At 61.7% G+C, this 22,741-nt stretch carries 20 protein-coding genes; 10 read left to right on the top strand and 10 right to left on the bottom strand.

Translation table 11 applies throughout. The features are described from left to right. The first annotated feature begins 40 nt into the window (after positions 1-40). The 3 genes from VIH17_13840 to VIH17_13830 all read left to right on the top strand — a co-directional run bounded on the left by VIH17_13840 (position 41) and on the right by VIH17_13830 (position 3,527). Positions 41-2,143 carry an oligopeptide transporter, OPT family gene (locus VIH17_13840; GenBank protein ID HEY4684316.1) on the top strand — a complete coding sequence of 701 codons (2,103 nt, stop codon included), beginning with the start codon at positions 41-43 and terminating at the stop codon, positions 2,141-2,143. Between the two features lie 105 nt (positions 2,144-2,248). Further along, on the top strand, positions 2,249-2,653 hold the full coding sequence (locus tag VIH17_13835) for a four helix bundle protein (GenBank protein ID HEY4684315.1): 405 nt from the start codon (positions 2,249-2,251) through the stop codon (positions 2,651-2,653). A 91-nt stretch (positions 2,654-2,744) separates the two neighbouring features. Then, a complete protein-coding gene (locus VIH17_13830; GenBank protein ID HEY4684314.1) occupies positions 2,745-3,527 on the top strand; it encodes a rhomboid family intramembrane serine protease in 783 nt (260 codons plus the stop codon). Positions 3,528-3,756: 229 nt separating this feature from the next. Here VIH17_13830 and VIH17_13825 read toward each other — a convergent pair whose 3' ends face one another. Continuing rightward, positions 3,757-5,199, bottom strand: coding sequence for a M20/M25/M40 family metallo-hydrolase (locus VIH17_13825; GenBank protein ID HEY4684313.1), 1,443 nt, complete (start codon positions 5,197-5,199; stop codon positions 3,757-3,759). A 131-nt stretch (positions 5,200-5,330) separates the two neighbouring features. On the opposite strand from VIH17_13825, the gene VIH17_13820 reads away from it, so the two are divergent. Next, on the top strand, positions 5,331-6,371 hold the full coding sequence (locus tag VIH17_13820; protein HEY4684312.1) for a VWA domain-containing protein: 1,041 nt from the start codon (positions 5,331-5,333) through the stop codon (positions 6,369-6,371). 77 nt (positions 6,372-6,448) lie between these two features. Here VIH17_13820 and VIH17_13815 read toward each other — a convergent pair whose 3' ends face one another. The 6 genes from VIH17_13815 to glgC all read right to left on the bottom strand — a co-directional run bounded on the left by VIH17_13815 (position 6,449) and on the right by glgC (position 12,816). Then, entirely contained in the window at positions 6,449-7,465 is a 1,017-nt protein-coding gene (locus VIH17_13815; protein HEY4684311.1) for a D-2-hydroxyacid dehydrogenase, read from the bottom strand. Positions 7,466-7,590: 125 nt separating this feature from the next. Then, the gene (gene gpmI / locus VIH17_13810; protein HEY4684310.1) at positions 7,591-9,156 is read right to left on the bottom strand and encodes a 2,3-bisphosphoglycerate-independent phosphoglycerate mutase; all 1,566 of its coding nucleotides are present in this window, start codon (positions 9,154-9,156) and stop codon (positions 7,591-7,593) included. Positions 9,157-9,247: 91 nt separating this feature from the next. After that, on the bottom strand, positions 9,248-9,685 hold the full coding sequence (locus tag VIH17_13805) for a DUF4870 domain-containing protein (GenBank protein ID HEY4684309.1): 438 nt from the start codon (positions 9,683-9,685) through the stop codon (positions 9,248-9,250). A 38-nt stretch (positions 9,686-9,723) separates the two neighbouring features. After that, positions 9,724-11,040 carry a phosphopyruvate hydratase gene (gene eno / locus VIH17_13800; GenBank protein ID HEY4684308.1) on the bottom strand — a complete coding sequence of 439 codons (1,317 nt, stop codon included), beginning with the start codon at positions 11,038-11,040 and terminating at the stop codon, positions 9,724-9,726. A 132-nt stretch (positions 11,041-11,172) separates the two neighbouring features. Then, positions 11,173-11,490, bottom strand: coding sequence for a hypothetical protein (locus VIH17_13795; protein HEY4684307.1), 318 nt, complete (start codon positions 11,488-11,490; stop codon positions 11,173-11,175). Positions 11,491-11,589: 99 nt separating this feature from the next. Further along, positions 11,590-12,816 carry a glucose-1-phosphate adenylyltransferase gene (glgC, locus tag VIH17_13790; protein HEY4684306.1) on the bottom strand — a complete coding sequence of 409 codons (1,227 nt, stop codon included), beginning with the start codon at positions 12,814-12,816 and terminating at the stop codon, positions 11,590-11,592. A gap of 398 nt (positions 12,817-13,214) precedes the next feature. Here glgC and rpsU point away from each other — a divergent pair, with 398 nt between their 5' ends. From rpsU to VIH17_13775, 3 genes are all read left to right on the top strand, one after another. Continuing rightward, positions 13,215-13,412 carry a 30S ribosomal protein S21 gene (gene rpsU, locus VIH17_13785; GenBank protein ID HEY4684305.1) on the top strand — a complete coding sequence of 66 codons (198 nt, stop codon included), beginning with the start codon at positions 13,215-13,217 and terminating at the stop codon, positions 13,410-13,412. A gap of 816 nt (positions 13,413-14,228) precedes the next feature. Beyond that, positions 14,229-15,506, top strand: coding sequence for an amidohydrolase family protein (locus VIH17_13780; GenBank protein HEY4684304.1), 1,278 nt, complete (start codon positions 14,229-14,231; stop codon positions 15,504-15,506). 140 nt (positions 15,507-15,646) lie between these two features. Then, positions 15,647-16,498 (top strand): DUF3891 family protein, encoded by an 852-nt coding sequence (locus VIH17_13775; GenBank protein ID HEY4684303.1) that lies wholly within the window; start codon positions 15,647-15,649, stop codon positions 16,496-16,498. 137 nt (positions 16,499-16,635) lie between these two features. Here VIH17_13775 and VIH17_13770 read toward each other — a convergent pair whose 3' ends face one another. Both VIH17_13770 and VIH17_13765 read right to left on the bottom strand, forming a co-directional pair. Further along, positions 16,636-17,604 carry a methylated-DNA--[protein]-cysteine S-methyltransferase gene (locus tag VIH17_13770; protein ID HEY4684302.1) on the bottom strand — a complete coding sequence of 323 codons (969 nt, stop codon included), beginning with the start codon at positions 17,602-17,604 and terminating at the stop codon, positions 16,636-16,638. Continuing rightward, positions 17,601-18,143, bottom strand: a complete 543-nt coding sequence (locus VIH17_13765; protein ID HEY4684301.1) for a sigma-70 family RNA polymerase sigma factor — start codon at positions 18,141-18,143, stop codon at positions 17,601-17,603. The genes VIH17_13770 and VIH17_13765 overlap by 4 nt, the downstream gene beginning before the upstream one ends. Positions 18,144-18,397: 254 nt before the next feature. Between VIH17_13765 and mtaB the strand changes: the two genes are divergently transcribed. Continuing rightward, the gene (gene mtaB / locus VIH17_13760; protein HEY4684300.1) at positions 18,398-19,804 is read left to right on the top strand and encodes a tRNA (N(6)-L-threonylcarbamoyladenosine(37)-C(2))-methylthiotransferase MtaB; all 1,407 of its coding nucleotides are present in this window, start codon (positions 18,398-18,400) and stop codon (positions 19,802-19,804) included. Positions 19,805-19,882: 78 nt separating this feature from the next. Here the strand turns inward: mtaB and VIH17_13755 are convergent, their stop codons facing one another. Continuing rightward, on the bottom strand, positions 19,883-20,275 hold the full coding sequence (locus VIH17_13755; protein HEY4684299.1) for a holo-ACP synthase: 393 nt from the start codon (positions 20,273-20,275) through the stop codon (positions 19,883-19,885). 149 nt (positions 20,276-20,424) lie between these two features. Between VIH17_13755 and VIH17_13750 the strand changes: the two genes are divergently transcribed. Continuing rightward, complete coding sequence (locus tag VIH17_13750; GenBank protein HEY4684298.1) at positions 20,425-21,234, top strand: MBL fold metallo-hydrolase; 810 nt, start codon at positions 20,425-20,427, stop codon at positions 21,232-21,234. A 212-nt stretch (positions 21,235-21,446) separates the two neighbouring features. After that, on the top strand, positions 21,447-22,322 hold the full coding sequence (gene pgeF, locus VIH17_13745; GenBank protein HEY4684297.1) for a peptidoglycan editing factor PgeF: 876 nt from the start codon (positions 21,447-21,449) through the stop codon (positions 22,320-22,322). The last annotated feature ends 419 nt before the right edge of the window (positions 22,323-22,741 follow it).

Genomic DNA, 22,741 nt, shown 5'->3' with positions numbered 1-22,741 from the left:
GGCAAGCCCGACTGCGGGCAAACTTTCTTAAGGAGGCATCATGGCTGAGCGTCCCCAAGCGGCGGCCCCCTTTCAGCCGTTCGTTCCCGCGCAAGTCACCCAGGCCGAACTCACCTTCCGAGCCGTTTTCCTGGGCGCTATCCTCGGTCTGATCTTCGGCGCGGTGACCGTTTACCTGGCACTGGTCGCGGGGTTGACGGTGAGCGCGTCCATCCCGGTGGCGGTGCTGGCCATCAGCATCTTCAAGTGGCTGGGGAAGTCCACGATTCTCGAGAACAACATCGTGCAGACGACGGGCTCGGCGGGAGAATCCATCGCCGCTGGCGTGGTCTTCACCTTGCCGGCACTCATTTTCCTCGGCTTCCCCCTGGGTGTGCCTGAGATTCCTCGCGTGCTTCTTCTGGCCCTGGTGGGGAGCGTGCTCGGCGTGCTGTTCATGATTCCGCTGCGGCACCAGTTGAATGTGGCCGAGCACGGCACGCTCACCTATCCGGAAGGTACTGCCTGCGCCGACGTCTTGGTGGCGGGGGAAAAAGGCGGCAGCTTTGCCGGTAAGGTGTTTGCCGGCTTCGGCCTGGGCCTAATCTACAAGTTGCTAAACCAGGCCCTGTTGTTCTGGCAACCGCGGCCCATCTACCAGCCGGGGTGGTATCCGGGGGCAACGCTGGCGGCCGCGGTGACGCCGGAGTATCTGGGGGTGGGCTACATCATCGGCCCGCGCACCGCCGGGATGATCTTTGCTGGCGGCGTGCTTTCCTGGTTGGTCACCATTCCGATGATCAAGTTCTTCGGGGAGGGCCTCGTCGCACCCATCTTTCCCGGCACCGTGCCCATCCGGGAGATGGACGCCTTTGCGCTCTGGAACGCTTACATTCGTCCCATCGGGGCGGGGGCGGTGGCGACGGCGGGGCTGTTCACGTTGTCCCGGACGCTGCCCACCATTGTGCGGGCGCTGCGCACCACGCTCCAGCAGTTGCGCAAGGGCAAGGTCGCCGAGCCAGTAGCCGCCCTGCGCACTGAGCGGGAGCTTCCGGGCACCGTCATCTTCGGTGGTTCCTTGGCGATGATCCTGATCGTCTGGGCGCTGCTGGGACTGCGGGTCAATCCCGGCGTGAGCGGCAACCTGATTGCTTCGATCCTGGTGGTGTTCTTCGGCTTCCTTTTCGTAACTGTTTCGGCGCGGATCGTGGGGTTGATCGGCGCCTCCGCCAACCCCATTTCCGGGATGACCATTGCCACTCTGATGCTAACGGCGCTCCTCTTTGTGGCGGTGGGCTGGACGTCCGGGGCCTATCCGGCGGTGGCACTTTCCGTCGGCGGCATCGTCTGCATCGCTGCCGCGGTGGGCGGGGCAACGTCGCAGTCGCTGAAGACAGGGTTCCTCGTTGGGGCGACCCCGCGGCGCGCGGAAGTGGGCATGATTATCGGGGCTCTCACTTCGGTGCTGGTGATCGGCTTTACTCTCGTGCTCCTTAACCAGGCCTACACCCGCGTCGAGCCGCTGGTGATGGAGAACGTGCAGTTGAGCGCGGAGATGAAAGTGGTGGGCGAGGCCGCCCAGGACGGCAAGTCCTACCAGGTGATCAACGTCATCGGCTCGCGCATTCTCCCCGACGGGCGTTACTTCTACGACCCGGCCGGGCGCCGCATCGAATTCCAGGAACGTGTAGGCATCGGGTCCGAGCGCCTGCCGGCGCCCCAGGCGGTCCTGATGAGCACGGTGATCAACGGCATCTTGCGCCAGAGCCTCCCCTGGGGCCTGGTGTTGCTGGGGGTGTTCATCGTGGTGGTGATGGAGCTGTGCGGGGTTCGCTCGCTTGCCTTCGCTGTCGGCTCCTATCTGCCTATTTCCACCACCGCGCCCATCTTCTGCGGGGGAGTGGTGAACTGGTCGTTAGAGAAAATCTACAAGCGCCAGGAAGGCGAAGTCTCAAGCGGCGCGTTGTTTGCCGCCGGGCTCATCGCCGGCGGTTCCATCGGCGGCCTGATCTTGGCGGCCATTGTGGGCTTCGAACTGGAACAGAAAGTGGCCATCGGGACGAAGTACTGGCCAGCCATGGCCAGTTCCAGCGTCTTTGGCCTGCTGGTCTTTGCGGTGATGGCGACGGTACTGTTTGTTGTCGGGCGCAAAAAACTCGAATAAAGTCGAAACGTCTAGGAGTCGAAAAGTCGAAGAGACAAAGAGTCTAAGAGACGAAGAGTCCAACAGTCCAAGAGTCAAAGGGTCCAAGAGTCGAAAACCAGCACCATGAGTGCACAGCGGGCGAAAGTGGAGTCGTTCGAAGACCTTCACATATTTCAGCAAGCGAGGGTTCTGGTCACCCAGGTCTATGAACTCACTCGTTCAGGCCTTATTACAAAGGACTACGCGTTGGTGGACCGGATGCGCCGGGCGGCGATATCCATTCTCTCCAATATTGCCGAAGGATTCGAACGGCAAACGGACGTCGAGTTCGCGCGTTCGCTTTTTATTGCCAAGGGTTCCGGTGGTGAATTGCGCGCTCAGGTTTTGATTGCTCGAGACCAGAAGTACGTGGCGGAGAGGGACTACGAGGCGATTTCTTCTTGTTGTCGCCGGACAAGCGCGGGAGTGTACAACCTGATTTCCTGTCTCCGGCACTCGAGATCCACTCCGGAAGAGGCCAAGACGTGACCTCGCTACTTTGTGACTCTTCGACTTTTGGACTCTTAGACCCTTCCACTCTTTGACTCTTGGACTCTCTGCCATTTAGACTTGCAAGGTCATGGGTTCCTTCCCGCGTTCCTACGGCCGGCGCATCAACTGGGGCGGCCTGCTCACCCCGGCCATCAAGGCGCTGCTCATCGCCAACGCCGCCGTTTTTCTCCTGCAAACCCTGGTGCGCCTCTTTTTCGGCGGCCAAGCCGAGTTTGCGCTCATCCAGTTGTTCGGCCTGGTGCCGCGTGGCGTCACCCACGGCTTGCGGTTCTGGCAGCCGTTTACCTACCTGTTCCTGCACGGCGGACTATGGCACGTGCTGCTGAACATGCTGGTGCTCTGGATGTTTGGCAGCGATCTCGAGCGCTCCTGGGGCCGGCGTCGTTTTTTCACCTATTACTTTCTTACCGGCGCCGGGGCGGCTGTGATCAACATTGTCGTGAAGACTCTCTCTGATCCGGCTGGCATCGGATCGTCGCTCCAGCCCACCATCGGCGCTTCCGGCGCCATCTTCGGCATCCTGCTCGCCTCGGCCCTCGTCTTTCCTGACCGCCAGGTCTGGCTGATCCCGTTTCCGGTGACGCTCCCGATGCGGATCTACGTGTTCATCATCGGCGCCATTGCCTTTTTCGGCTCGCTTGGGGCCAGCGGCGACAACATCAGCCACATCTCCCATCTCGGCGGGATGATTTTTGGCTTTGCCTACCTGCGCGGCAATCTCTGGTGGTATCGCCTGCGCAATAACTTCTACGATTGGAAGCGGCAACGATTGCGGCGAAAATTTGAGGTTTATATGCGCGAAAGAGACGGCGAGCGCGGAGATCGCCGCCCGGGCGGATGGGTGAACTAGAGAATCGAAACTCGAGAAAGTAGCACTTACAAGGTGGCTAGACCGATCGCGGGTATCAGCGGCGGCCGATGGTATGCAGCTTCATGAAGTTCGTGGTGCCGGGGACGCCCGCCTGCGCGACCCCCGCTCAAGGGATAAGGATAAGGGGAGGGGAGAGTCGGAGCAACCCGAGGATCGAGAAATCATCGTCAGCAGACGATTCCCGGCGCGCTCTGATGGCCCGGCGGGTTTATGGGCTGCTCACAAACTCGCGCACAATCTCGAAGAGATAGCGGCAGCCTTCGCGAAAAGAATCAAGCGGGATGCGTTCATTGTCGGCATGGTAACCGGCGATCTGCTGGTCGGTGAGCGGAAAGGGAAGCAACCCGTAGGCCACCACGCCTTTCAAGCGGAGTTCGACGGAATCGGTTCCCCAGGTGGACATGTAGGGAGTGATGACCGCTCCCGGGAATACCTTGGCCGAGGCTTTTTCGATGGCGGTAAAGAGAGGCGTGTCAAAGGGGGAGCTGGGCGCATCGGACTGCGAAATGGCCTGCGCCTGGAGCTTCACCTGCGGATCGGCCACGACTTTTTCCAGCTCTTGGACGAAAGTTCCGATGTCTTTTCCCGGCAGCAGGCGGATATTGAGCGTGGCGCGAGCCTCCGACGGGATAACGTTGACGCGCAGGCCGGCGCGAAGAATCGTCGGCGAGACGGTATTGCGCAGCATCGAATTCCACGCCGGGTTCTCGCTCAATCTTCGCGCTGCCTCCGCGCCGCGCATCGGGTCCTCAAGCAGGCGCATCCATTTGGCCGTCTCCGGGTCTTCGATCTTGGCGAGTTGTTCAAAATAGCGGCGCGTGGTTGTGTTCAGCTCAGCCGGAGCCTGGTAGGCGGCGAGCCTGGCCACGGCGGCAGCAAGGTGAACGACCGGGTTTCCTACGAGCGGCATCGAGGCGTGACCGCTGGGCCCGGTGGCAATCACCTCGACGGCGTAAGAAAGCTTCTCGCTATTCTGCACGCCGATGGTTGCCACGCCGCCGGCCGCAGCCCGCTTCGCGGGATCGGGGCGCGCCACCACCCGCCCGCCCTCGTTGATGGCGTAGCCGGCGCGAATTTTTTCCCAGTGCTTTTGGGCGGTGTAGAGCATGCCCAGATCGCCGCCCGATTCTTCGTCGCCCTCGGCAAAGAAAATGATGTCTCGTTTCACGGGGACGCCGGAGCGCTTGATCGCCAGCATCGCCATGAGATTGGCGATCACCTGGCCTTTGTCATCGAGCGCGCCGCGGCCATAAAGTTCACCCTCTTTGGTCACGCCGCCGAAGGGATCCACCTCCCACTTGGCGCGATCCACGCCGACCACGTCCAGGTGGGCCAGGAGCAGCAACGCCTGGTCCGGAGCCGATGGCGGTTCGGCGGAAAGCCGGGCGATGACCACCCCGCGAGCCGGAGCCGTCTCGATCACCTCGGCCGGTATGCCTTCCCTGTCCAGGATAGATTTGAGGTATTGCGCGGCGGCCAGTTCGTTGCCCGGCGGATTGGTCGTATCAAACTGGAGCAGGCGGGAAAGGTATTCGGTGCCCTCGCGGCCAAGCGCGTTCCAGTCGAGTGCGGATTGGGCTCGGGCAGGCTGCCGGCCAGCGACGCATAACCCCAGCAAAACCAGGGAGAAAGCAAAAATTCTTCGCAGCATGAGAACCCTCCGGCGCAACGTTTCCTCTCAAAAACGAGTCATACTACCATGGGTTGACGTTTGTGAGGGCAGGTGGCAAGATTTCTCGAAGGCCCTCAGAGGAAGGTTGTCGGAAAGCGCGGAGGAATAGCATGAGACGCATTTCGTTTTGGAAACGGCTGCTGGTCCCGCTGTGCGGGATTGCCGCTGGCTGCCTGATGGCGCCGCTGCCCGGTTTGGCGCAAGAAAAGAAGCAAAAGGAAGGCCCGCCCCGACAGGAGGAGACCTATACCATCGCGGTCGAAGTGCCGGTCGTGCAAGTGCCCGTCATGGTGACTACTGAGCGCGGCGACATCATCACCGAGCTGAAAAAGGAAAATTTCCGCATCCTGGACGATGGCCAGCCGCAGGAGATTAGCGCCTTTGGCCCGAGCGAAGCGCCGATGACCATGGTCATGTTGATTGAGGGCTCGCGGGCGGTCGGGTACGTCATCTACCAGATCTATGACACGGCTTATGCCTTCCTCAATCATCTCAAGCCGGAGGACTGGGTGGCGCTGGTAACCTACGACATGAAGCCGCGACTCGAGGTGGACTTCACCCACAGCCGCCGGGAGGTCGCCGACGCGCTGCGCGGGCTGGGATTCGCCGCCTTCCGCGAGTCGAACCTGTTTGACGCCCTCATTGACACCCTCGGCCGGCTGAAGGACGTCAAAGGGAAGAAAAGCATCTTGCTCATCAGCACGGGGATGGACACCTTCAGTAAAGCTACTCTCGATCAGGCCTATAAGGCGGCGCAGAACTCCGATGTGACAATCTTCTCGGTCGGCCAGGGGCAGGACATCCGAGAGAGGCTCGATGCTAGGGGCTACGCCTCCGGCGCGCAGCGAGTGGGTTGGCTCCAGTGGGACAACCAGCTTCGAAGCTTCTCTCAAATGAGCGGTGGGCAGGCCTATTTCCCGCGCTTCTTCGGGGAGATGCCTTCCATCTTTAAAGACATTGCCAACCGCCTGCGCAATCAGTACACCATCGCCTACACGCCCACCCAGCGCGCCCGGGACGGAAAATTCCACAAGATCAAGGTTCAGGTCGTCGGCCCGGATGGCCAGCCGCTTACGGCGCAGGACCAAAAAGGAAAGAAGCACAAAATCGTGGTCCACGCCCGAGAGGGATATTACTCTCCCAAGGGCTAGGAGCCCTTACATAACCCCGGCGCGCGATTCGTCCCACTAATGCAAAAGAAAGGGTGGGGTTTCCTCAAAGATAACGATCAATATCCGCGCTTCTTGTCCACCAGGTTGAGCAATTCCCGCCCGGAAAACCAGCGTTCCAGATTGTTGAGCAACAAGGCGGCGTGGCGATGCCAGAGCCGCTCGCTCACGGCCGAGACGTGCGGGGTGATGAGCAGCCGCGGCGCCGACCAAAGAGCGTGATCGGGCGGAAGCGGCTCCGGATCGGTTACGTCGAGTGCTGCTCCGGCAATCTGCCCGGCGCCGAGCGCTTGGATCAAGTCGGCTGCATTCACCAGCGTGCCGCGGCTGACGTTCAGGAGATAAGCGGTGGGCTTCATGGCGGCGAGGGTGCGGGCGTTGATCAGACCAATCGTCTCGGAAGTTTCCGGAGCGGCTACGACGACAAAGTCGCCTGCGGCAAGCGCCTCCAGCAAGCGTCCGCTTTCAAAGACCGCGTCGGCAGGTTCCGTGTCCTCGTTGGCCCGTTTTCTTACGGCGACCACGTTCATGCCGAGCGCCTTCGCCCTTCGCGCCAACTCACGGCCTATAGCGCCAAAGCCGATGATGACGAGCGTCCGTCCCCCCAGCTCCATGGGATGAGGCTCCTCCCCCCAGATCTCCGACTGCGACCAGTGGCGCTCGTCCTGATAGCGGACCGCCGACGGCAGGTGTCGGGCGAGCGCGAGGATAAGCCCGAGGGTGTGCTCGGCCATGGCCACTGCATGGACGCCACGCGAATTCGTAATCAAGACGTCGCTGGCCACGATGGCCGGCTGCATAAGCTGGTTCACGCCCGCCGCCAGGCAGTGAATCCACTCGAGTTCTCTTGCCAGAGCGAACTGTTCCGGCCGGAGCGAAAATCCGGCAAAAATGTTTGTGTCGCCGATTTCGCGCTCGAGGCCGTCGTAGGAGGGAAGATGGACAAACTCGAGCGCCGGCCAGCGCGTCCGGATCATCTCGGCGAACCACTCGGGCGGCCGCCAAAGCTCAAACCGATGCCAGATGCAAAGCAGGAACTTGGTCGAGGAAGGATCGCGAGTCATGGCGGCGGTCATCCTAGCAGCTTCCCGCCTCCGTTTGTAGCTCCGGTGAACTGTGGTCCCTTCGCGTGATTCCTTCGTCCGGTATTCGCTTTGGCCGCGGAGGGTGCCGGATGCGTTTTCGGGCGAGGGCGGGAAAACTACGGGCACATGCGAAGGTCGCAGCCGGTCATTTCTTTCGGCTGGGGAATACCGAGGATACCGAGCAAGGTTGGAGATACGTCTCGAAGCGAGCCGCCCGGCCGGAGCCGCAATTGTGCGTTGTCGGTGAGGCAGACGAAGGGAACGGGATTCGTCGTATGGGCGGTGTGAGGCCCGCCGGTCACCGGATCGAGCATCAATTCGGCGTTCCCGTGGTCTGCCGTGACGATCCATGCCCCGCCTTTGGCCGCCATCGTCCGGTAGATTCGCCCGAGACACGCATCCACCGCTTCCACCGCCTTGATGGCCGCTTCCAGTTTGCCGGAGTGGCCGACCATGTCGGCATTGGCAAAATTCATGATGATGGCGTCGAAGTCTCCCTTCTCGATCGCCTTCACCACCGTTTCCGCAACCCCGGCGGCGCTCATTTCCGGCTGGAGGTCGTAGGTGGGCACTTTGGGGGAAGGGACCAGAATACGTTCCTCGCCGGGGAAGGGCTTTTCCACGCCCCCGTTAAAGAAATAGGTCACGTGGGCATACTTCTCCGTTTCGGCGACGCGCAGGTTGCGGAAGCCGAGGCCGGAAAACACATTGGCCAGGATGTTTTCCACTTCCTGCTGGCCGATGACGTGGGGGACCCAGGTGAAGGTTTTGTCGTACTGCGTCATCGTGACGAAGAAGAGATTCTTCGGCCGCTTCGGGTCAACGAATTTGTCGAAATTTGGCTCGGCCAGCGCCCGGGTGGTCTGCCGGGCGCGGTCGGCGCGAAAATTGAAAAAGATGACCGCGTCGTCGTCCTGGATTCGCCCGCGCGGCTTTCCCGCCTTGCCCGAATCGGGCTTGCCAGTAATCACCATGGGCAGCACAAATTCATCCGTGACGCCCTGGTCGTAGCTGCGCCGGAGAGCTTCGATGGGGTCGCTCGACTTGTACGCCGCTTCTCCGTGGACCATCGCGCAGTAGGCTTTCTCGATGCGCGGCCAGCGATTATCACGGTCCATGGCGAAGTAGCGGCCCGTCACCGTGGCAATCTGGCCGGTGCCGTACTCGCGCATCTTCTGTTCGACCTGGCGGAGGTAGTCCACCCCGGCGGTGGGGGAGGTGTCGCGGCCGTCCATGATCGCCTGGACAAACACGCGCTCCACCTTGTTCTGCTGCGCCATCTTGAGCAACGCCATCAGATGGTTGATGTGGGAGTGAACGCCGCCGTCGGAGACCAGGCCAATCAGATGAAGCTGCCGCTCGCGGCCGCGGGCTATCGCTTGGAGAAGCAGCTCGTTTTGAAAAAATTCTCCGCTTGCGATCATCAGGTCAAGCCGGGTGATGTCCATGTGGACAATCCGCCCGGCGCCGATGTTGAGGTGGCCGACCTCGGAGTTGCCCATCTGGCCTTGAGGAAGCCCGACGGCTTCGCCCGAGGTCGCGATCGTCACCCAGGGATATTTCCGGCAGAGCTGGTCGTAGTTCGGCGTGCGCGCGAGCGCGATGGCGTTATTCTCTCGCTCTTCGCGGTAGCCCCAGCCATCCAGCACCGTCAGTACAATCGGTCTCGGTCGTTTTGGCATATACAGTTACAAGGTTCCTCGGAGCCCCGAGGCTTGCCCTGAGCGCAGCCGAAGGGCTCCTGCCTCGGGGAATTGAATCCCAGCCTAGCCCTCAGGCACCGATGATCCGCCGGGCCCAACGGCCGATGATTGGATATGCGGCCCACTCGCCCCGCATCGCCCTGATGCCGAACACGATGCCGATCACGAGAGTCAGAACCCAGCCGCCCATCATCATCAGCCAGATCAAGGGGAAAAATATCAAAAATGCGACCGGAGGCCCCTGGGATGGCGACTGTGGTCCCCCGCGTGAGGCCGCGCTCATAAAGAACGTGACAAAGAACAGTGCCATGCAGATCATAGAGAGCACGAAGTAGACGACTTGCCAAAGCAGAGCCTGCATCGCGTGGAAGGCCACGAAGCGAGACTCACGTTTGACCACATAAATCACCAGCGGCCCGATGAACCAAGTGAACACCTGCAGGAACTGGGCCAGGAAGGCAAGCGTCTTGTCGTCTGAGGTTGGGGCTAGGGTTTCTTGCTCCATCATTCCACCTCTCCCTTCCTTGTTTCTAATTTCAGGGCGTGTCAAATGGCCGCGGACTTAACGGCCAGGGCGCTGCGGCCGGGGAAGCGAGCACGAGACCCCAGCTCTTCTTCAATCCTCAGCAACTGGTTGTACTTGGCGATGCGGTCGGTGCGCGAGGCTGAACCGGTCTTGATCTGCCCGGTGCCCATGGCCACGACGAAGTCGGAAATGAACGCATCTTCCGTTTCGCCGGAGCGATGGGACACAATCGCCGCATAGCCGGCCTTCTGCGCCATGCGAATGGCCTCGATCGTTTCCGTCACCGTCCCAATCTGATTCAATTTGATCAAGATCGCATTGGCAATGCCCTCGCGGATGCCGCGGCCGAGTCGTTCCGTGCTGGTTACGAAGAGATCGTCGCCGACGAGCTGGACTTTTTGGCCGAGCGCGGCGGTAAGCATCTTCCACCCCGCCCAATCATCCTCCGCCAGGCCGTCTTCGATCGAAACAATCGGATACTGGCGCACCCAATCGGCATAAAAGGCTACCATTTGCTCGTTCGAGCGGGTCGAGCCATCCGACTTTTTGAATACGTACCGGCCGTTTTGGTAGAACTCGCTCGCCGCCGGATCAAGCGCAATCGCCACCTGCTCGCCCGCCCGGTAGCCGGCCTGGACGACGGCCTCGAGGATGAACTCGACGGCTTCAACATTCGATTTCAAATTCGGAGCAAAGCCGCCCTCATCGCCCACCGCCGTCGCATAGCCGCGCTTCTTCAGGACCGATTTGAGGGTGTGAAAAACCTCGACGCCCATGCGAAGAGCTTCGGAAAAAGAAGAGGCGCCCACCGGCATTACCATGAATTCCTGCAGGTCCACCGAATTGTCAGCATGGGCGCCGCCGTTCAAAATGTTCATCATCGGCGCCGGGAGCGTTGCTCGGCCCTCGCCCCGATCCCATCGGGGCAAGCCGCCGAGATAGCGATAAAGGGCGATGCCCTTCGCCTGGGCGGCCGCCCGCGCGCATGCCATAGAAACGGCCAGGATGGCGTTGGCGCCGAGTTTGCCTTTATTCGGCGTGCTGTCCAAAGAAATCATCAAGCCATCCAGGGCTTCTTGCTCGGAAGCCTCTTTGCCTTTGAGCGCGGCGGCGATGGGCCCGTTGACGTTAGCGACCGCCGTGCGCACGCCTTTGCCCAGGTAGCGCGCTTGATCGCCGTCGCGCAGCTCGAGCGCTTCATGCTCGCCGGTGGAGGCGCCGGAAGGCACCGCTGCCCGTCCCACCGTTCCTCCGGCAAGGCCGACTTCCGCTTCCACGGTGGGATTGCCGCGCGAGTCGAGGATTTCGCGGCCCCGTATCCACTCGATAGCTGGCATTCTTTCCTCCATGCAGGGAATCACTGGCAGGATCGACGCGGGCGAACAGAATGGTAAATCATAGCACGAGCGGTCGGGAAGCTCCGGCGAGCCCAGGAAGGCCCGCACCAGAACGGTCCCGCCCTGGCGGGATCAGCTTGCCGAACTCCAGCGAAGGGGAATGCCGTGGGTCTTGGCCAGGGCCTCAGCGTCGGCAGCGATTCTCTTGAGGTCAATCCCCTCGACGTTGATATTGGCCAGGCCGACTTTCCAGCCCTTCCCCTCTCCCTTCCAAACCCACTCGTAGAGCTTCATCTCAGTCCGGAACTTGCTCTTGAGCACGCACAGGGCGACGATTCGGCGATTCGTCCGGATATAGACGCGCTGGTCGAGAAGTTCAAAGAAATCGCTGACCGGCAATTTTTCGGTTTCGGGCCCGGAGGTCGCTTCGCTTTTCGGGTCGCTGTCCATGGAGTCTTCCTCAAGCGCAAAACGTTTAGCGAGATTTGGGTGCGTCAGATCGCCGGAGCGCATTCTAACACACGGCTCTTCGAGGTTCGCGGATGCTTGCTACTCCGGCTCTTCAAAGGCGGCGGAATCGCGCACGACAATGACAATGCCGCTGTCGGTCACAAAGTAGCGCTGGCGGTCTTTTTCCAGATCGAATCCGATCTCCTCGCCTTCCGGGACGGAGACGTGGCGGTCAACGATAGCCCGCCGAAGGCGCGCATTGCGTCCGATGTTCACGTGGGGAAAGATGATCGAGTTTTCGATCTCCGAGTAGCTGTTTACCCGCACGTCAAAGGAAAGCACCGAAAGGCTGACCCGCCCGCCTGACACGATGCAGCCCGGCGAAATGATCGAATCCAAGGCCACGCCCATGCGGTCGGGATCGGCAAAGACAAATTTGGCCGGCGGGAGTTGTTCCTGGTAGGTGCGCAGCGGCCAGCTCTGGTCGTAGAGGTTGAAGACCGGGGTGACGGCCACCAAGTCCATGTTGGCTTCGTAATAGGCATCGAGGGTTCCCACATCGCGCCAATACTGGGCTTCCTTCTTGTTCTCGTCAATGAAGTTGAAGGAAAAGACGCGATGCGTTTCCACGATTTTCGGCAGCACGTCCCGGCCGAAATCGTGAGTGGAGTGGGGATCTTCGGCGTCGGCCAGCAGAATGGGAATCAGGGTATGGGTATTGAAGACGTAAACGCCCATCGAGGCGTGGATTTTTTCCGGGCGTTCGACGGAGCGCTTGGGTTGGGTGGGCTTCTCCTGGAAGCCGACGATGCGGCCATCCCGGTCCACCTCCACCACCCCCAGGCGATGCGCCTCCGACGGGTCCTCCTCAATCGTCGCCACCGTCACCTCGGCCCCCGCCGCCACGTGCTGCTCCAGCATCCGCTGGTAGTTCATCTTGTAGATATGGTCGCCCGACAGGATCAGGACAAAGCGGGAGCGTTCGCTGCCGATGGAATAGATGTTTTGATAGACCGCGTCGGCGGTGCCCAGGTACCAGTTGTTCGAGACGCGCATCTGCGGCGGAATGACGTCAACGAATTCCCCCAGCTCAGGCGAAACCAGGTTCACCCAGCCCCAGCGGATGTGGCGGTTGAGGGAAAGCGATTTGTATTGCGTGAGGATGAAAATGCGGCGCAGGTCAGAGTTGATGCAGTTGGAGAGGGCCACGTCAATGATGCGGTAGATGCCGCCAAAGGGGACGGCCGGCTTGGCGCGGTCACGGGTCAGCGGCCAGAGTCGCTCACCCGCGCCGCCCGCCAACACGACTCCGAGAGCTTCTTTCATCAATTCCATGGGAAAGGGATGTTCGCAAGCGCGCGGCTCCCAACCCCGCCTCCGGCGCGGTGGTGGCCATTATAGCCGTTCTACTACCCCTTGAGTAGGGCTGAGGAAGGGAGAAGGGTGGCTAGATATCGAAGCGGGTCCAAATACCATTTTTGGTGGGCGCATATGACTCATCCGCTTGTGCCGGAAAGAGATAGCGCCGGGTCGCTGGCAGCCAGAACTGGCAAGGTGCGCGCTGATGGCCGGTGTGGGGTCCCAAATCTTGTGCATTGCCACCGCCGCCGCGTCGGGGCTTGGCGAGGCTAAGTACTAGATTCTGCAATATCGCTTGACTTGCCCGGCGCGATTCAGTATGAAGGGCGATTGTCATTCCTCGAAAAGACTGGGGGTGAACATGTATGGCTGAAGTAGTCATTCAGGAGGGCGAGTCTCTCGAAAATGCTCTTCGACGTTTCAAACGGAAGGTGCAGCAGGCCGACATCATCAAGGAGATCAAGAAGCACAGCTTCTATTTGAAGCCAGGAGAGAGACGTCGGGTCAAGGCAGCTTTGGCCCGCAAACGCAGCCGCAAAAAAGCCAGACGCGAACAGGACTAACCCCCAGCCGGGGACAAGCCCTGTACCGTTCCAGGCAGGGCACGTCCCCATTTCATCGGGGCAAGCAAGTTTTTCAAGTCTTGGTCGGCCAATGGGAGCCGCATTAGGGTGTGTCGGATCCCGGAGGTGGTGAGCGGATGGTCAGCGGCCTCTCAAGACGGAGCCGAGTATGGAATACCGCGATAAGATCCTGAAGTGCGTGGAATGCGGGGCCGAGTTTGTTTTTACAGCGGGCGAACAGATGTTTTTTGCCGACAAGGGCTTCAAGAATGAGCCCAAGCGATGCAAGCCCTGCAAAACCAAGCGCGGCCAATCGAATGGAATGGGTACCTCAAGCTTTCACCGGGTAGAAACCAAGACAACGTGCTCGCAGTGCGGGAAGGAAACTACGGTACCCTTCAAGCCGACCCAGGGACGGCCGGTCTATTGCCGCGAATGCTTTCAGCAGCGACGCCAGAGCAGCGCGGCCACAGCACCTACGGCCTGATCCATCCCGCCAGGGCGGGACGCTCCGTCTCGTGGGAAGCGGGACGAAGCGCTCTCATTCAGGACGAAGCCATCGCGCCACCTCTTCGCCCATGCGCTCGGGTTTTTTCCCGACCGCTGGCTTCTGTCGCGTTCTTTCGATTACGCCCGCATGGCGCAACATCCTTTGCCCCTGTTCGCAAAGGATCGGCGATACCCCCTGAATCGCCTGAGCTGTGACGGGATGCGGTCTTCAGCCGTTTCCTTGACCCATCCCTTGGTGTATGCTCCCGCCACCGGCCGCCCCGACACGTCGGGGCGGCCGATGCACTTCCTTCCAGGAGAAAAGGGATGTCGCAAGTTAGAAAATTCTCTTTGATCGTACTTTGCGGCATGGCGCTTGTTTTTCCGGGCCTTCTTCCCGGCAAGACGATTGCCATCAAAGCTGCCCGCCTCATTGACGGCAAAGGCGACCGGGTGATAGCCAATCCGGTCGTCGTGGTCGAAGGCAATCGGATCGTATCCGTCAGCTCGGGTGGAACGATTCCTTCCGGCGCCGAGGTGATCGACCTCGGCCAGGCAACCCTCCTGCCGGGCTTGATTGATACCCACACGCACGTGCTCCTTCAGGGCGATCCAACGGACAAGGAATATGAAGACCAGATCCTGCGCGAATCCCAGGTCTATCGCGCGCTGCGGGCGACGGTGGCGATGCGGAACGCCTTGATGAACGGATTTACCACCATCCGCGACGTGGAAACGGAGGGTGCGCTTTACGCGGATGTGGACTTGAAAAAGGCCGTCGAAAATGGCGTCATCGTTGGCCCAAGGATGGTGGTTTCGACGCGCGCGCTTTCTGCCACCGGCGCCTATCCCCTGCGCGGCTTTCCCTACGAGGTTACGGTTCCGAGCGGCGTGCAGGTTTGCGATGGTGCCGACGAGTGCCGCAAGGCCGTGCGCGAACAGGTTAAATACGGCGCCGATTGGATTAAGTTCTATGCTGACCGTGCCTATTATCAGCGACCGGACGGGACGTTTTGGGCGATCACGAATTTCACCCAGGAAGAGGCGAACGCGATCGTGGAGGAGGCGCACAAGCTGAGGAAGAAAGTCGCCGCCCACTCGATTACGCCCGCGGGACACCAACTCGCTCTAGCCGCGGGTGCCGATTCTCTTGAGCATGCCGACGTGCTCGATGAGCAGACCATCCGGGAGCTGGTCGCGAAAGGAACATGGATTGTCCCGACGTTCACGGTGACCGAATACGTTGCTGGGCCGCGCGGCGGCGTCTGGCCCGCGCTCATGAAAGCGCACGACGAAACGTTTCGCAAAGCCGTCCAGGCGGGCGTGAAGGTGGCTTTCGGCAGCGATGCGGGCGGGTTCCCCTGGACGATGAACCAGGCCAGGGAATTCGCCTATATGGTGAAAAACGGCATGACGCCGATGCAGGCCATCCAGTCGGCCACTTCGGCAGCCGCCACCCTGCTCAACATGCAGGACAAGATTGGCTCGATTGAGCCGGGCAAGCTGGCCGACCTTGTCGCTGTCCCGGGCGACCCGCTGGCAGATGTAACCCTCCTCGAGAAGGTCAACTTTGTGATGAAGGAGGGTGTGGTTTACAAACGCTAATCCCGCGTTGGCAGTGGTGGGTTTTGGGCCGGGGACTCCTCTCGCGATGGCTGGAATTTCCGTCGAAAAAGGATGACAATTTCTTGCCTTCCAACTTGGGAGGCATCGGTCTCTTGCCGGATCGCGCCTGGAGGGAGCGAATGCTGGTTCGGCCAGTGTGGGCGGCTGCTTCGGCGGCGAGAACTTTCAACCCGGCGAGTGCCTGGGATGCAAGCCAGTGGCTGAAGGGCGCCGGCATTACTGCCTGGATGCTCATTCGCCAGCCTGACCACGCTCGCCTGGCGGGTGAGTTCGCGCGTCGCTGGGGGAACGAACGATTCCCGGAACCGCAGCCGCGCGATCAAGCCGTCCTTGGCGTCTCCTTTCACGACGAGGGCTGGGTGGAGTTGGACGCGGTTCCGCAACGCAACCGGGAGACGGGCGCGCCGCGCCAATTTCTGGAACTTTCTGCCGGCGAGTTTCTGCCCATCTGGGAGCGTTCTATCCGCCGCGGATACGAACACGGGCCGATGGCCGGGTGGCTGGTGAGCTGGCACTTTTCGGAGCTGGCGAAAATGCGCTTGGCGACGGCCGGGACGCCGGCAACCGATCGAGCAGCATTGGAAACGTTTGTCGAGTGGCAAGAGAAGTCCCGCGAGCAAGCGCTGGCGCACATCATGCTTCATGGGCGCGAACAGTTGATGGCCTGCGGAAAGCTCTTGCAGTTTTGTGATTTGCTTTCGCTTTACGTCTGCCTGGGTGCAGCCGGCCCGATTACCCTGCCGCAAAGTTTCCTGCTCCATACGGGCGAGGAGCAGAGGATTCGCCTGGAGCCCAGCAATGATAGGAGGGGCGACATCCGGCTGCTGCCGTACCCCTTTGATGTTCCCGAGATGCGCTTGAGCGTCCCTGCCCGGAGACTTTCCCGGGTTTGGTTTGAATCCGACCGTGAACTTTCCGACGACTTCCATTCGACAAAAGAAGAGAAGCTGACTTTCCGGTTTGTCCCGTGACGGTTAGGGGGGCGCTGGACAACCCTCTGCCCTCGTCATTCTGAGGCGGCCAGCCCGCGGGTGTGGAGTGCGGGAGCTTGCTCCCGCTGTTTCGCGTGCAGGCTTGCCTCCTGAGCCCCGAGGCACCTGCCTCGGGATCACGCCGGTCGGCAAGACTTGCAGGCGCGGTAGCCGGCGCGTTCGGCCCCTTTGACGCTCGCAAAATAAACGCGATGGTCGGGGGTGAGGCGTTGCGCATGCCGGCACCCCGGAAGACAAAAGATCTTGGTGGTATCGCTGCCCACCAGCCTCGCGCCGCGATCGGCGGCCTCGGCCAGGCGATCCAGCTTGACGCCTTCCCATGCGAGGAGCCACGCTTTCACTTTGGGGCCGCCGCAGCCGTAGTTGCCGATGTGGGAATCGGCGCGGATCACCCGGTGGCAGGGGATTAAAAACGGAATAGGATTGCGCGCCATCACGCTCCCGACGGCCCGAGAAGCTGCCGGATGGCCTGCCTCTTTTGCCAGCCAGTGGTAAGGGCGTACCTCGCCGCGAGGAATTTTGGCCGCCAGTTCAAGTACCCGCCGCTCAAAATCGGTGACGGTAGAGAGGTCGAAACGGGGCAAGAGTGTCTGGCCCCGCCGGCGGCCGGGCTCCACCCACGCTTCCACTTGCGAGCGCAAGCCGGCGGGTGGCGCTGGATCGAGGATCGGCTTGAAGCCGTACTGTTTGGCAAAAGTTGTTTCAAATTCGCGGTCACTGCGGCACTTGTTGGTCGCGCAAATCCCCCGCTCGGTGTAAGAGTAGTAAAGCCGGCCAAGGGGCATTCTCACCCACGAATAACGGACGCCAACCCTGGGAACCGCCGCTTTCCCCTGAGCCAGCCCCGATCCCATCGGGGCCAGCAGCCTCGACTTCAATGCGCGGACAAAAGCTTCATTTGGTTCTTCGCGTCCAAGCTGCGGACGAGAACTTCGAAGCCTCTCGGCCAGCCCGAGCAGTTCGCGCAAGGCAGCCGGGGCCGACTTGCCCGGTCCGCCTGCCGCCCGCCAGCCGGGCGGGCCGGGACGGGCGGGCCGGGCTTCGTCCAGAAACAAGGCAAGCTGATGCGCGAGGCCAGTTTTCATCGGAACTCCTCTTCCCAGGCGCGCAAGTGTTCGAGCGCGCGGTAGGTCAACTGCTTCACGGCAGCGGCACTGCGTCCCATCACACTCGCAATCTCTTCCGTCTTGAGGCCTTGGACGAAGCGCAACTCGATCACCTGTCGCTGGGCCGCGGGCAATTCCATCACGCGCGCCCAGAGGTGTCCGCCGCGCTGCTTGCCGATGGCGGCCTGCTCGAGCCCGTCGGAGGTTCGCGGCTCCTGCCATGCCGGCGCCGCTTCGACTGGTATCGTGACGCGTCGGGATTTCCGGCGATGACGGTCCACGACCAGGTTCCGCGCGATCCCAAAAATCCACGGGCCGAACCCTCCGCGAGAGGCATCGAGCCGGGAAAGATTTTCGAGCGCTTTCAAGAACACCTGCGCGGTCAAATCTTCCGCCTCAGCGCGGTTGCCGACTCTCGCGTAAATCGCTCCGTACACTCGCCGAACGTAGCGGTCGTAGAGTTGGCCAAATGCTTCGCGTTCTCGCTTGGCCCGGTCCACCAGTTGCGCTTCGTCCACGAGGCCTGCCTTTCAGGAGGGAAAACGCTCCGGGAAGGAAATGGTAACGCAGAAATGCCATCCATGCCTCCGGCCCGCGGGGTTTTTGGATCCCCGAGGCAGGAGCCTCGGGGCTCCGAGCCTCAGGCTCCAGCCTGGGGGCAATCCCGCGACGAGAGCCGGCAAGAAATCGCACTCGAGATTCCTCTTCATCCTCACTCGCGTTTTCTGGCCATCGGGCGCTTTTTTGCGCTAGAATCCACTTTCAGGCCATTATGGCGACGTTTTTTATAGAAAACTTCGGCTGTCGTGCGACGCAGGCTGATGGCGCGGCGGTGGAGCGTGAGCTGCTTGAGCGCGGCTGGGAACGGTCCGGCTCGGCGGCCGAGGCTAACGTCATTGTCGTCAACACGTGCACCGTGACGGCGGAAGCCGACCGGCAGGCGCGGCAGGCGATCCGCAAGATGGCGAAGGAAAATACCCTCTGCCGCATCTACGTGACCGGCTGCTATGCCCAGCGCGCGCCGGAGGAGCTTGCCCGGCTGCCGGGCGTGGTCTGGGTGATCGGCAATTCGCACAAGCGTGAGATCCCCCGGGTGGTGAGCGAGGACTACGCGCCCCTGGATATTCCGCTCGACCGGCTTGACCGAAGTCGAGTAGGGACTGTCGGGCCTTTAGCCCGACATGCATATCGGGATGAATCCCGATACTCCTACTCTCTTGAGCAGGGTCCGGCCAAGATACTTACGGGAAATATTTTTGAAAGCGGCGAGCTCCTGGCGGCGCCGGTGTTTGGCGGCGAGCTGGAGCGGACGCGCCCGACCCTCAAGATTCAGGACGGCTGCAACCTGCGCTGCGCCTATTGCGTGATTCCCTTTGTCCGCGGGAAGAGCCGCAGCCTGCCGCCGGACATCGTGCTCGCCGAAATTTGCAAACTGGTCGCCGGCGGTTCGGAAGAAATTGTGCTCTCAGGAATCAATCTGGGAGCTTATGGACAGGACCTCCAGCCCAGAGCGGAGTTGATTGCATTGCTGCGCCGTATCCTGGCGGAGACGGAACTGCCGCGCCTCCGCTTGAGCTCGATCGAGCCGCTCGATGTTACGCCGGAGCTCGTCGAGCTGGCGGTGAAAGAACCGCGGATCGCCCGGCACTTCCACGTGCCCTTGCAGTCCGGTTCCGACAGGATCCTCCGCCAGATGCATCGCTGGTACAGGATGGCGGACTATGCCCGGCGCATCGAGCTCATCCGCCAGCAAATTCCCGACGCGGGCATTGGCGCCGACGTAATCGCGGGCTTCCCGGGCGAGACGGAGGAAGATCATCGGGCAACGGTTGGCTGGATCGAACGGCTCCCGTTTACCTACCTCCACGTCTTCAGCTATTCGCCGCGGCCGGGCACGGCGGCGTTGGCTCTGCCGGACAAGGTTCCCGCGGCTCAAATCAAGCAGCGCAATGCCGAGCTGCGCGCCCTGGCCGCCGAGAAGGCCGCGCGCTTCCGCGCTTCTCAGGTTGGCCGGGAGATGACCGTGCTCACCCTGCGCCGGCAGGAGCAAGGAACCACCCCGGCGATTTCCGATAACTACCTCCGCATCTCGATCCAGGGAAATCTCCCGACCAACCAATGGCTGCGCGTGCGCGCTACCGGCCTTTCCCGGGAAGGGATCAGCGGCCAGCCTGTCTGATGTTTCCTTGAGTTTGTAGCTCGCGCGAACCGGGGAAAGAGAACACCTCGCGGACAACCACCCTATCGAACGATTCCGCTATTTGACGGTTCTACTGCTTTCCAGGATCACCTGGGCGATCGCCAGGTCGCGCGTGTGGGAAAGCGAGAGCGCGATGCGCTTCACCTTCATGCGCCGGGCCAGCCGGGCAGCGGCTCCGGAGAGTTTGAGCGCGGGCTTGCCGCTCGCGAGGTTTACAATTTCGAAGTCGCGCCAGCCAATGCCGCCGCTCCAGCCGGTGCCGAGCGCCTTCTGGGCTGCCTCTTTGGCGGCAAAGCGCGCCGCGTAGCGCTCGAATTTGTTCCTGCGGCGCTCGCAATAGGCAATCTCAGCGGGCGTAAAGACGCGCTCGAGGAGGCGTCGCCCGCGGCGCAAAATCGCTTGCTCGACCCGCTTCACTTCCACGACGTCAACGCCGATGCCTGCAATCACGCGCTCGCTCCAAAACCCGGAATTATAGCACGGCGGCAATCGGGAACCGTGGAAGCGGCCTTCCACCCCGCGTCCAAGGGCTTGGATTTCACCGGTCGCCGCGATCCGTCGGGGCCGGTCGCTGGTCGCTTGCCTTGGGCTGCGCTATCATGTTGCGCGAGCATCATCCGCGGGCAATGAGCGAAACGAATTTCATCAAGTTTCTGGGCACGGCCGGGGCGCGGTTCGCCGTCACCAGGCAGATTCGGGCTTCGGGCGGGGTCTGGTTCTGCATGGACGGTATTGACTTTATGGTGGACCCGGGACCGGGGGCGCTGGTGCGGGCGCTCGCGAGCAAGCCGAAGCTCGACCCGTCGAAGCTCGAAGCCATCCTTCTGTCTCATTTGCATATTGACCACACGAACGACGTCAACATTTTGATTGAAGCGATGACGGACGGCGGCTTTCGCCGTCGCGGGAAGCTCTTTGCCCCGCGCGACGCGCTCGAGCAGGCGGTATTGCCCTACGCGCGCAAGTACGTGAGCGAGCTGCACGCGCTCGAAGAGGGAGGCGCCTACAACATCGCTGCCGGGCTGCGCTTCCAGACGCCGCTCAAGCTGCAACATGGCCCGGAAACGCACGGCTTCGTCTTTCGCGCCCGCCACTATACGGTGGCCTATATCGTGGACACCCTTTTTTTCCCGGAACTCGAGCGCGCCTATCGCGGCGACGTGCTCATCTTGAACGTCGTCCGGCTCAAGGCGAGCGAGAAGGAACAAGGCGAGCCCACCATCAAGCACCTGACCCTCGACGACGCCCGCACCCTTATCAGCGCCATTCGGCCCAAGACGGCCATCCTGACCCACTTCGGCATGACCATGATCCGCGCCAAGCCCCGGGAATTGGCGGCAAAACTCTCCCACGAACTGGGCACCGAGGTCATCGCTGCGAGCGACGGCCTGCGGTTTGAACTGGAATGAGTCCCGCCCGCCAAAATCGCTTGCGGGATATGAATCACCCTGTTTTGGGCGGGCCTGCCCGCCGCAACCCACTCCGCTCAGGCGGTTCAGCGCGACGATTCACGACGAGCGCCGGCATGCCTTCCTCCCCGCGAAAAAAATTTCGCGTTCGGCGGGCCGCCTCCTTAAGGCTCATGGAATGCCCCGAGCTTACCGGGAAGCGATGGGCGTGGATGGAGCATGGATTTACGACGCGGGTTGGCGGCACGAGCCTCGATCCTATCGGGGCGAGCGCGCAACCCGGGCGGCATCGGAACGAAAAAGTTTTGAACTTGGGCCGGAGGGCGTGGGACACCGACGAGAACGTCTTGGAAAATCGGCGTCGTTGGTTGAGGGCCATCCGGGCCGGGTCCGCCCCGCCGTGGCGGGGCGAGCGACTGGCATTGCTGCGGCAGAGGCATACCGATTTCATCCATGTGGCGGATGAGTGCTTCGCCGGCGGCCGTCGCCGCGTTGGCGACGCCATGATCTCCCGGACCCCGGGCGTTCTTTTGGCGGTGCAGGCGGCTGACTGCCTGCCCATTCTGCTGGCGGACGCGAGCCGACGGGCGGTGGCGGCGGTTCATGCCGGCTGGCGGGGCTTGTTGAAGCGGATTGTCGAGAAAACCGTCGGCCGGATGCGAGTTGCCTTTGATTGCCGGCCCGGGGACCTGCACGCGGCGATCGGGCCGGGCATCGGCGTCTGCTGCTACGAAATCGGCGCCGAGGTGCGCGATGCTTTTACGAGCCAGTTTGCGTACGCGGCCGAGCTTTTCGCGGAAGGGCCGGCTGACCCGGAGGCCGAACGGCTGGCGGCAAAGTATCCCAACCTGTTTCTCGCCGCTCGGCCGCCGGGCCACGGCCCCGTGGCCGACCGCACGCTGCTTCTTGATTTGAGCGCAGCAGCTCGGCGCCAGCTCCTCGACGCCGGGCTTGCCGACCGCCATATCTACGATAGCGGCTTCTGCACCCATTGCCGCAGCGATCTCTTCTTTTCTTACCGTCGGGAAAGAGACCACCACGGCCTGCAATTTGGATTTATCGGAATTCTTCCAAGTGAGCCTGCTTGAATGTTGTGGTGCTGATCCCCGGCAGTGCCTAAGCGTCTTCTCGCACGTAGCGGCCTTTAGAGTTTGTGTGACAACGCATCCACGCTGAGCCCGGTGGCACCCGCCACGGGTTCGTTCTTTGTCCCCCAGGCAGGTGCCTGGGGGCTCGGCGTCTGGGGTTGAATGCTTGGGGCTGGGTGCCTTCCGGTTCTAGCGGCCTGCCCGGACAAGATACGTGAGTTTTCCCACGGGCGCTTTAGACGGGCATTCTATGCGGCGACGTAGCGTGCCGACTAAAGGCCGCCGCTACGTCGGTGATGCCGTTGAGGCGTTCTTGGCGACTTCGAGCAGGGCGAGTTGCCCGCAGGCGGCCAGAACATCCTGTCCGCGCGGGCGGCGAAGGAAGGCGAGCAGGCCGCGCGAGGTGAGAATCTTCTGAA

Source organism: Candidatus Acidiferrales bacterium, from assembly GCA_036514995.1.
GTDB lineage: Bacteria > Acidobacteriota > Terriglobia > Acidiferrales > DATBWB01 > DATBWB01.
Note: the sequence above shows the minus strand (reverse complement) of the source record. Positions and strands in the feature narration are given on the sequence as shown.

Excerpts from the sequence above, each read along its gene's own strand:
- VIH17_13840 (HEY4684316.1), top strand. The coding sequence starts at position 41 with ATGGCTGAGCGTCCCCAAGCGGCGGCCCCCTTTCAGCCGTTCGTTCCC.
- VIH17_13835 (HEY4684315.1), top strand. The coding sequence starts at position 2,249 with ATGAGTGCACAGCGGGCGAAAGTGGAGTCGTTCGAAGACCTTCACATA.
- VIH17_13830 (HEY4684314.1), top strand. The coding sequence starts at position 2,745 with ATGGGTTCCTTCCCGCGTTCCTACGGCCGGCGCATCAACTGGGGCGGC.
- VIH17_13825 (HEY4684313.1), bottom strand. The coding sequence starts at position 5,199 with ATGCTGCGAAGAATTTTTGCTTTCTCCCTGGTTTTGCTGGGGTTATGC.
- VIH17_13820 (HEY4684312.1), top strand. The coding sequence starts at position 5,331 with ATGAGACGCATTTCGTTTTGGAAACGGCTGCTGGTCCCGCTGTGCGGG.
- VIH17_13815 (HEY4684311.1), bottom strand. The coding sequence starts at position 7,465 with ATGACCGCCGCCATGACTCGCGATCCTTCCTCGACCAAGTTCCTGCTT.
- gpmI (HEY4684310.1), bottom strand. The coding sequence starts at position 9,156 with ATGCCAAAACGACCGAGACCGATTGTACTGACGGTGCTGGATGGCTGG.
- VIH17_13805 (HEY4684309.1), bottom strand. The coding sequence starts at position 9,685 with ATGATGGAGCAAGAAACCCTAGCCCCAACCTCAGACGACAAGACGCTT.
- eno (HEY4684308.1), bottom strand. The coding sequence starts at position 11,040 with ATGCCAGCTATCGAGTGGATACGGGGCCGCGAAATCCTCGACTCGCGC.
- VIH17_13795 (HEY4684307.1), bottom strand. The coding sequence starts at position 11,490 with ATGGACAGCGACCCGAAAAGCGAAGCGACCTCCGGGCCCGAAACCGAA.
- glgC (HEY4684306.1), bottom strand. The coding sequence starts at position 12,816 with ATGAAAGAAGCTCTCGGAGTCGTGTTGGCGGGCGGCGCGGGTGAGCGA.
- rpsU (HEY4684305.1), top strand. The coding sequence starts at position 13,215 with ATGGCTGAAGTAGTCATTCAGGAGGGCGAGTCTCTCGAAAATGCTCTT.
- VIH17_13780 (HEY4684304.1), top strand. The coding sequence starts at position 14,229 with ATGTCGCAAGTTAGAAAATTCTCTTTGATCGTACTTTGCGGCATGGCG.
- VIH17_13775 (HEY4684303.1), top strand. The coding sequence starts at position 15,647 with ATGCTGGTTCGGCCAGTGTGGGCGGCTGCTTCGGCGGCGAGAACTTTC.
- VIH17_13770 (HEY4684302.1), bottom strand. The coding sequence starts at position 17,604 with ATGAAAACTGGCCTCGCGCATCAGCTTGCCTTGTTTCTGGACGAAGCC.
- mtaB (HEY4684300.1), top strand. The coding sequence starts at position 18,398 with ATGGCGACGTTTTTTATAGAAAACTTCGGCTGTCGTGCGACGCAGGCT.
- VIH17_13750 (HEY4684298.1), top strand. The coding sequence starts at position 20,425 with ATGTTGCGCGAGCATCATCCGCGGGCAATGAGCGAAACGAATTTCATC.
- pgeF (HEY4684297.1), top strand. The coding sequence starts at position 21,447 with ATGGAGCATGGATTTACGACGCGGGTTGGCGGCACGAGCCTCGATCCT.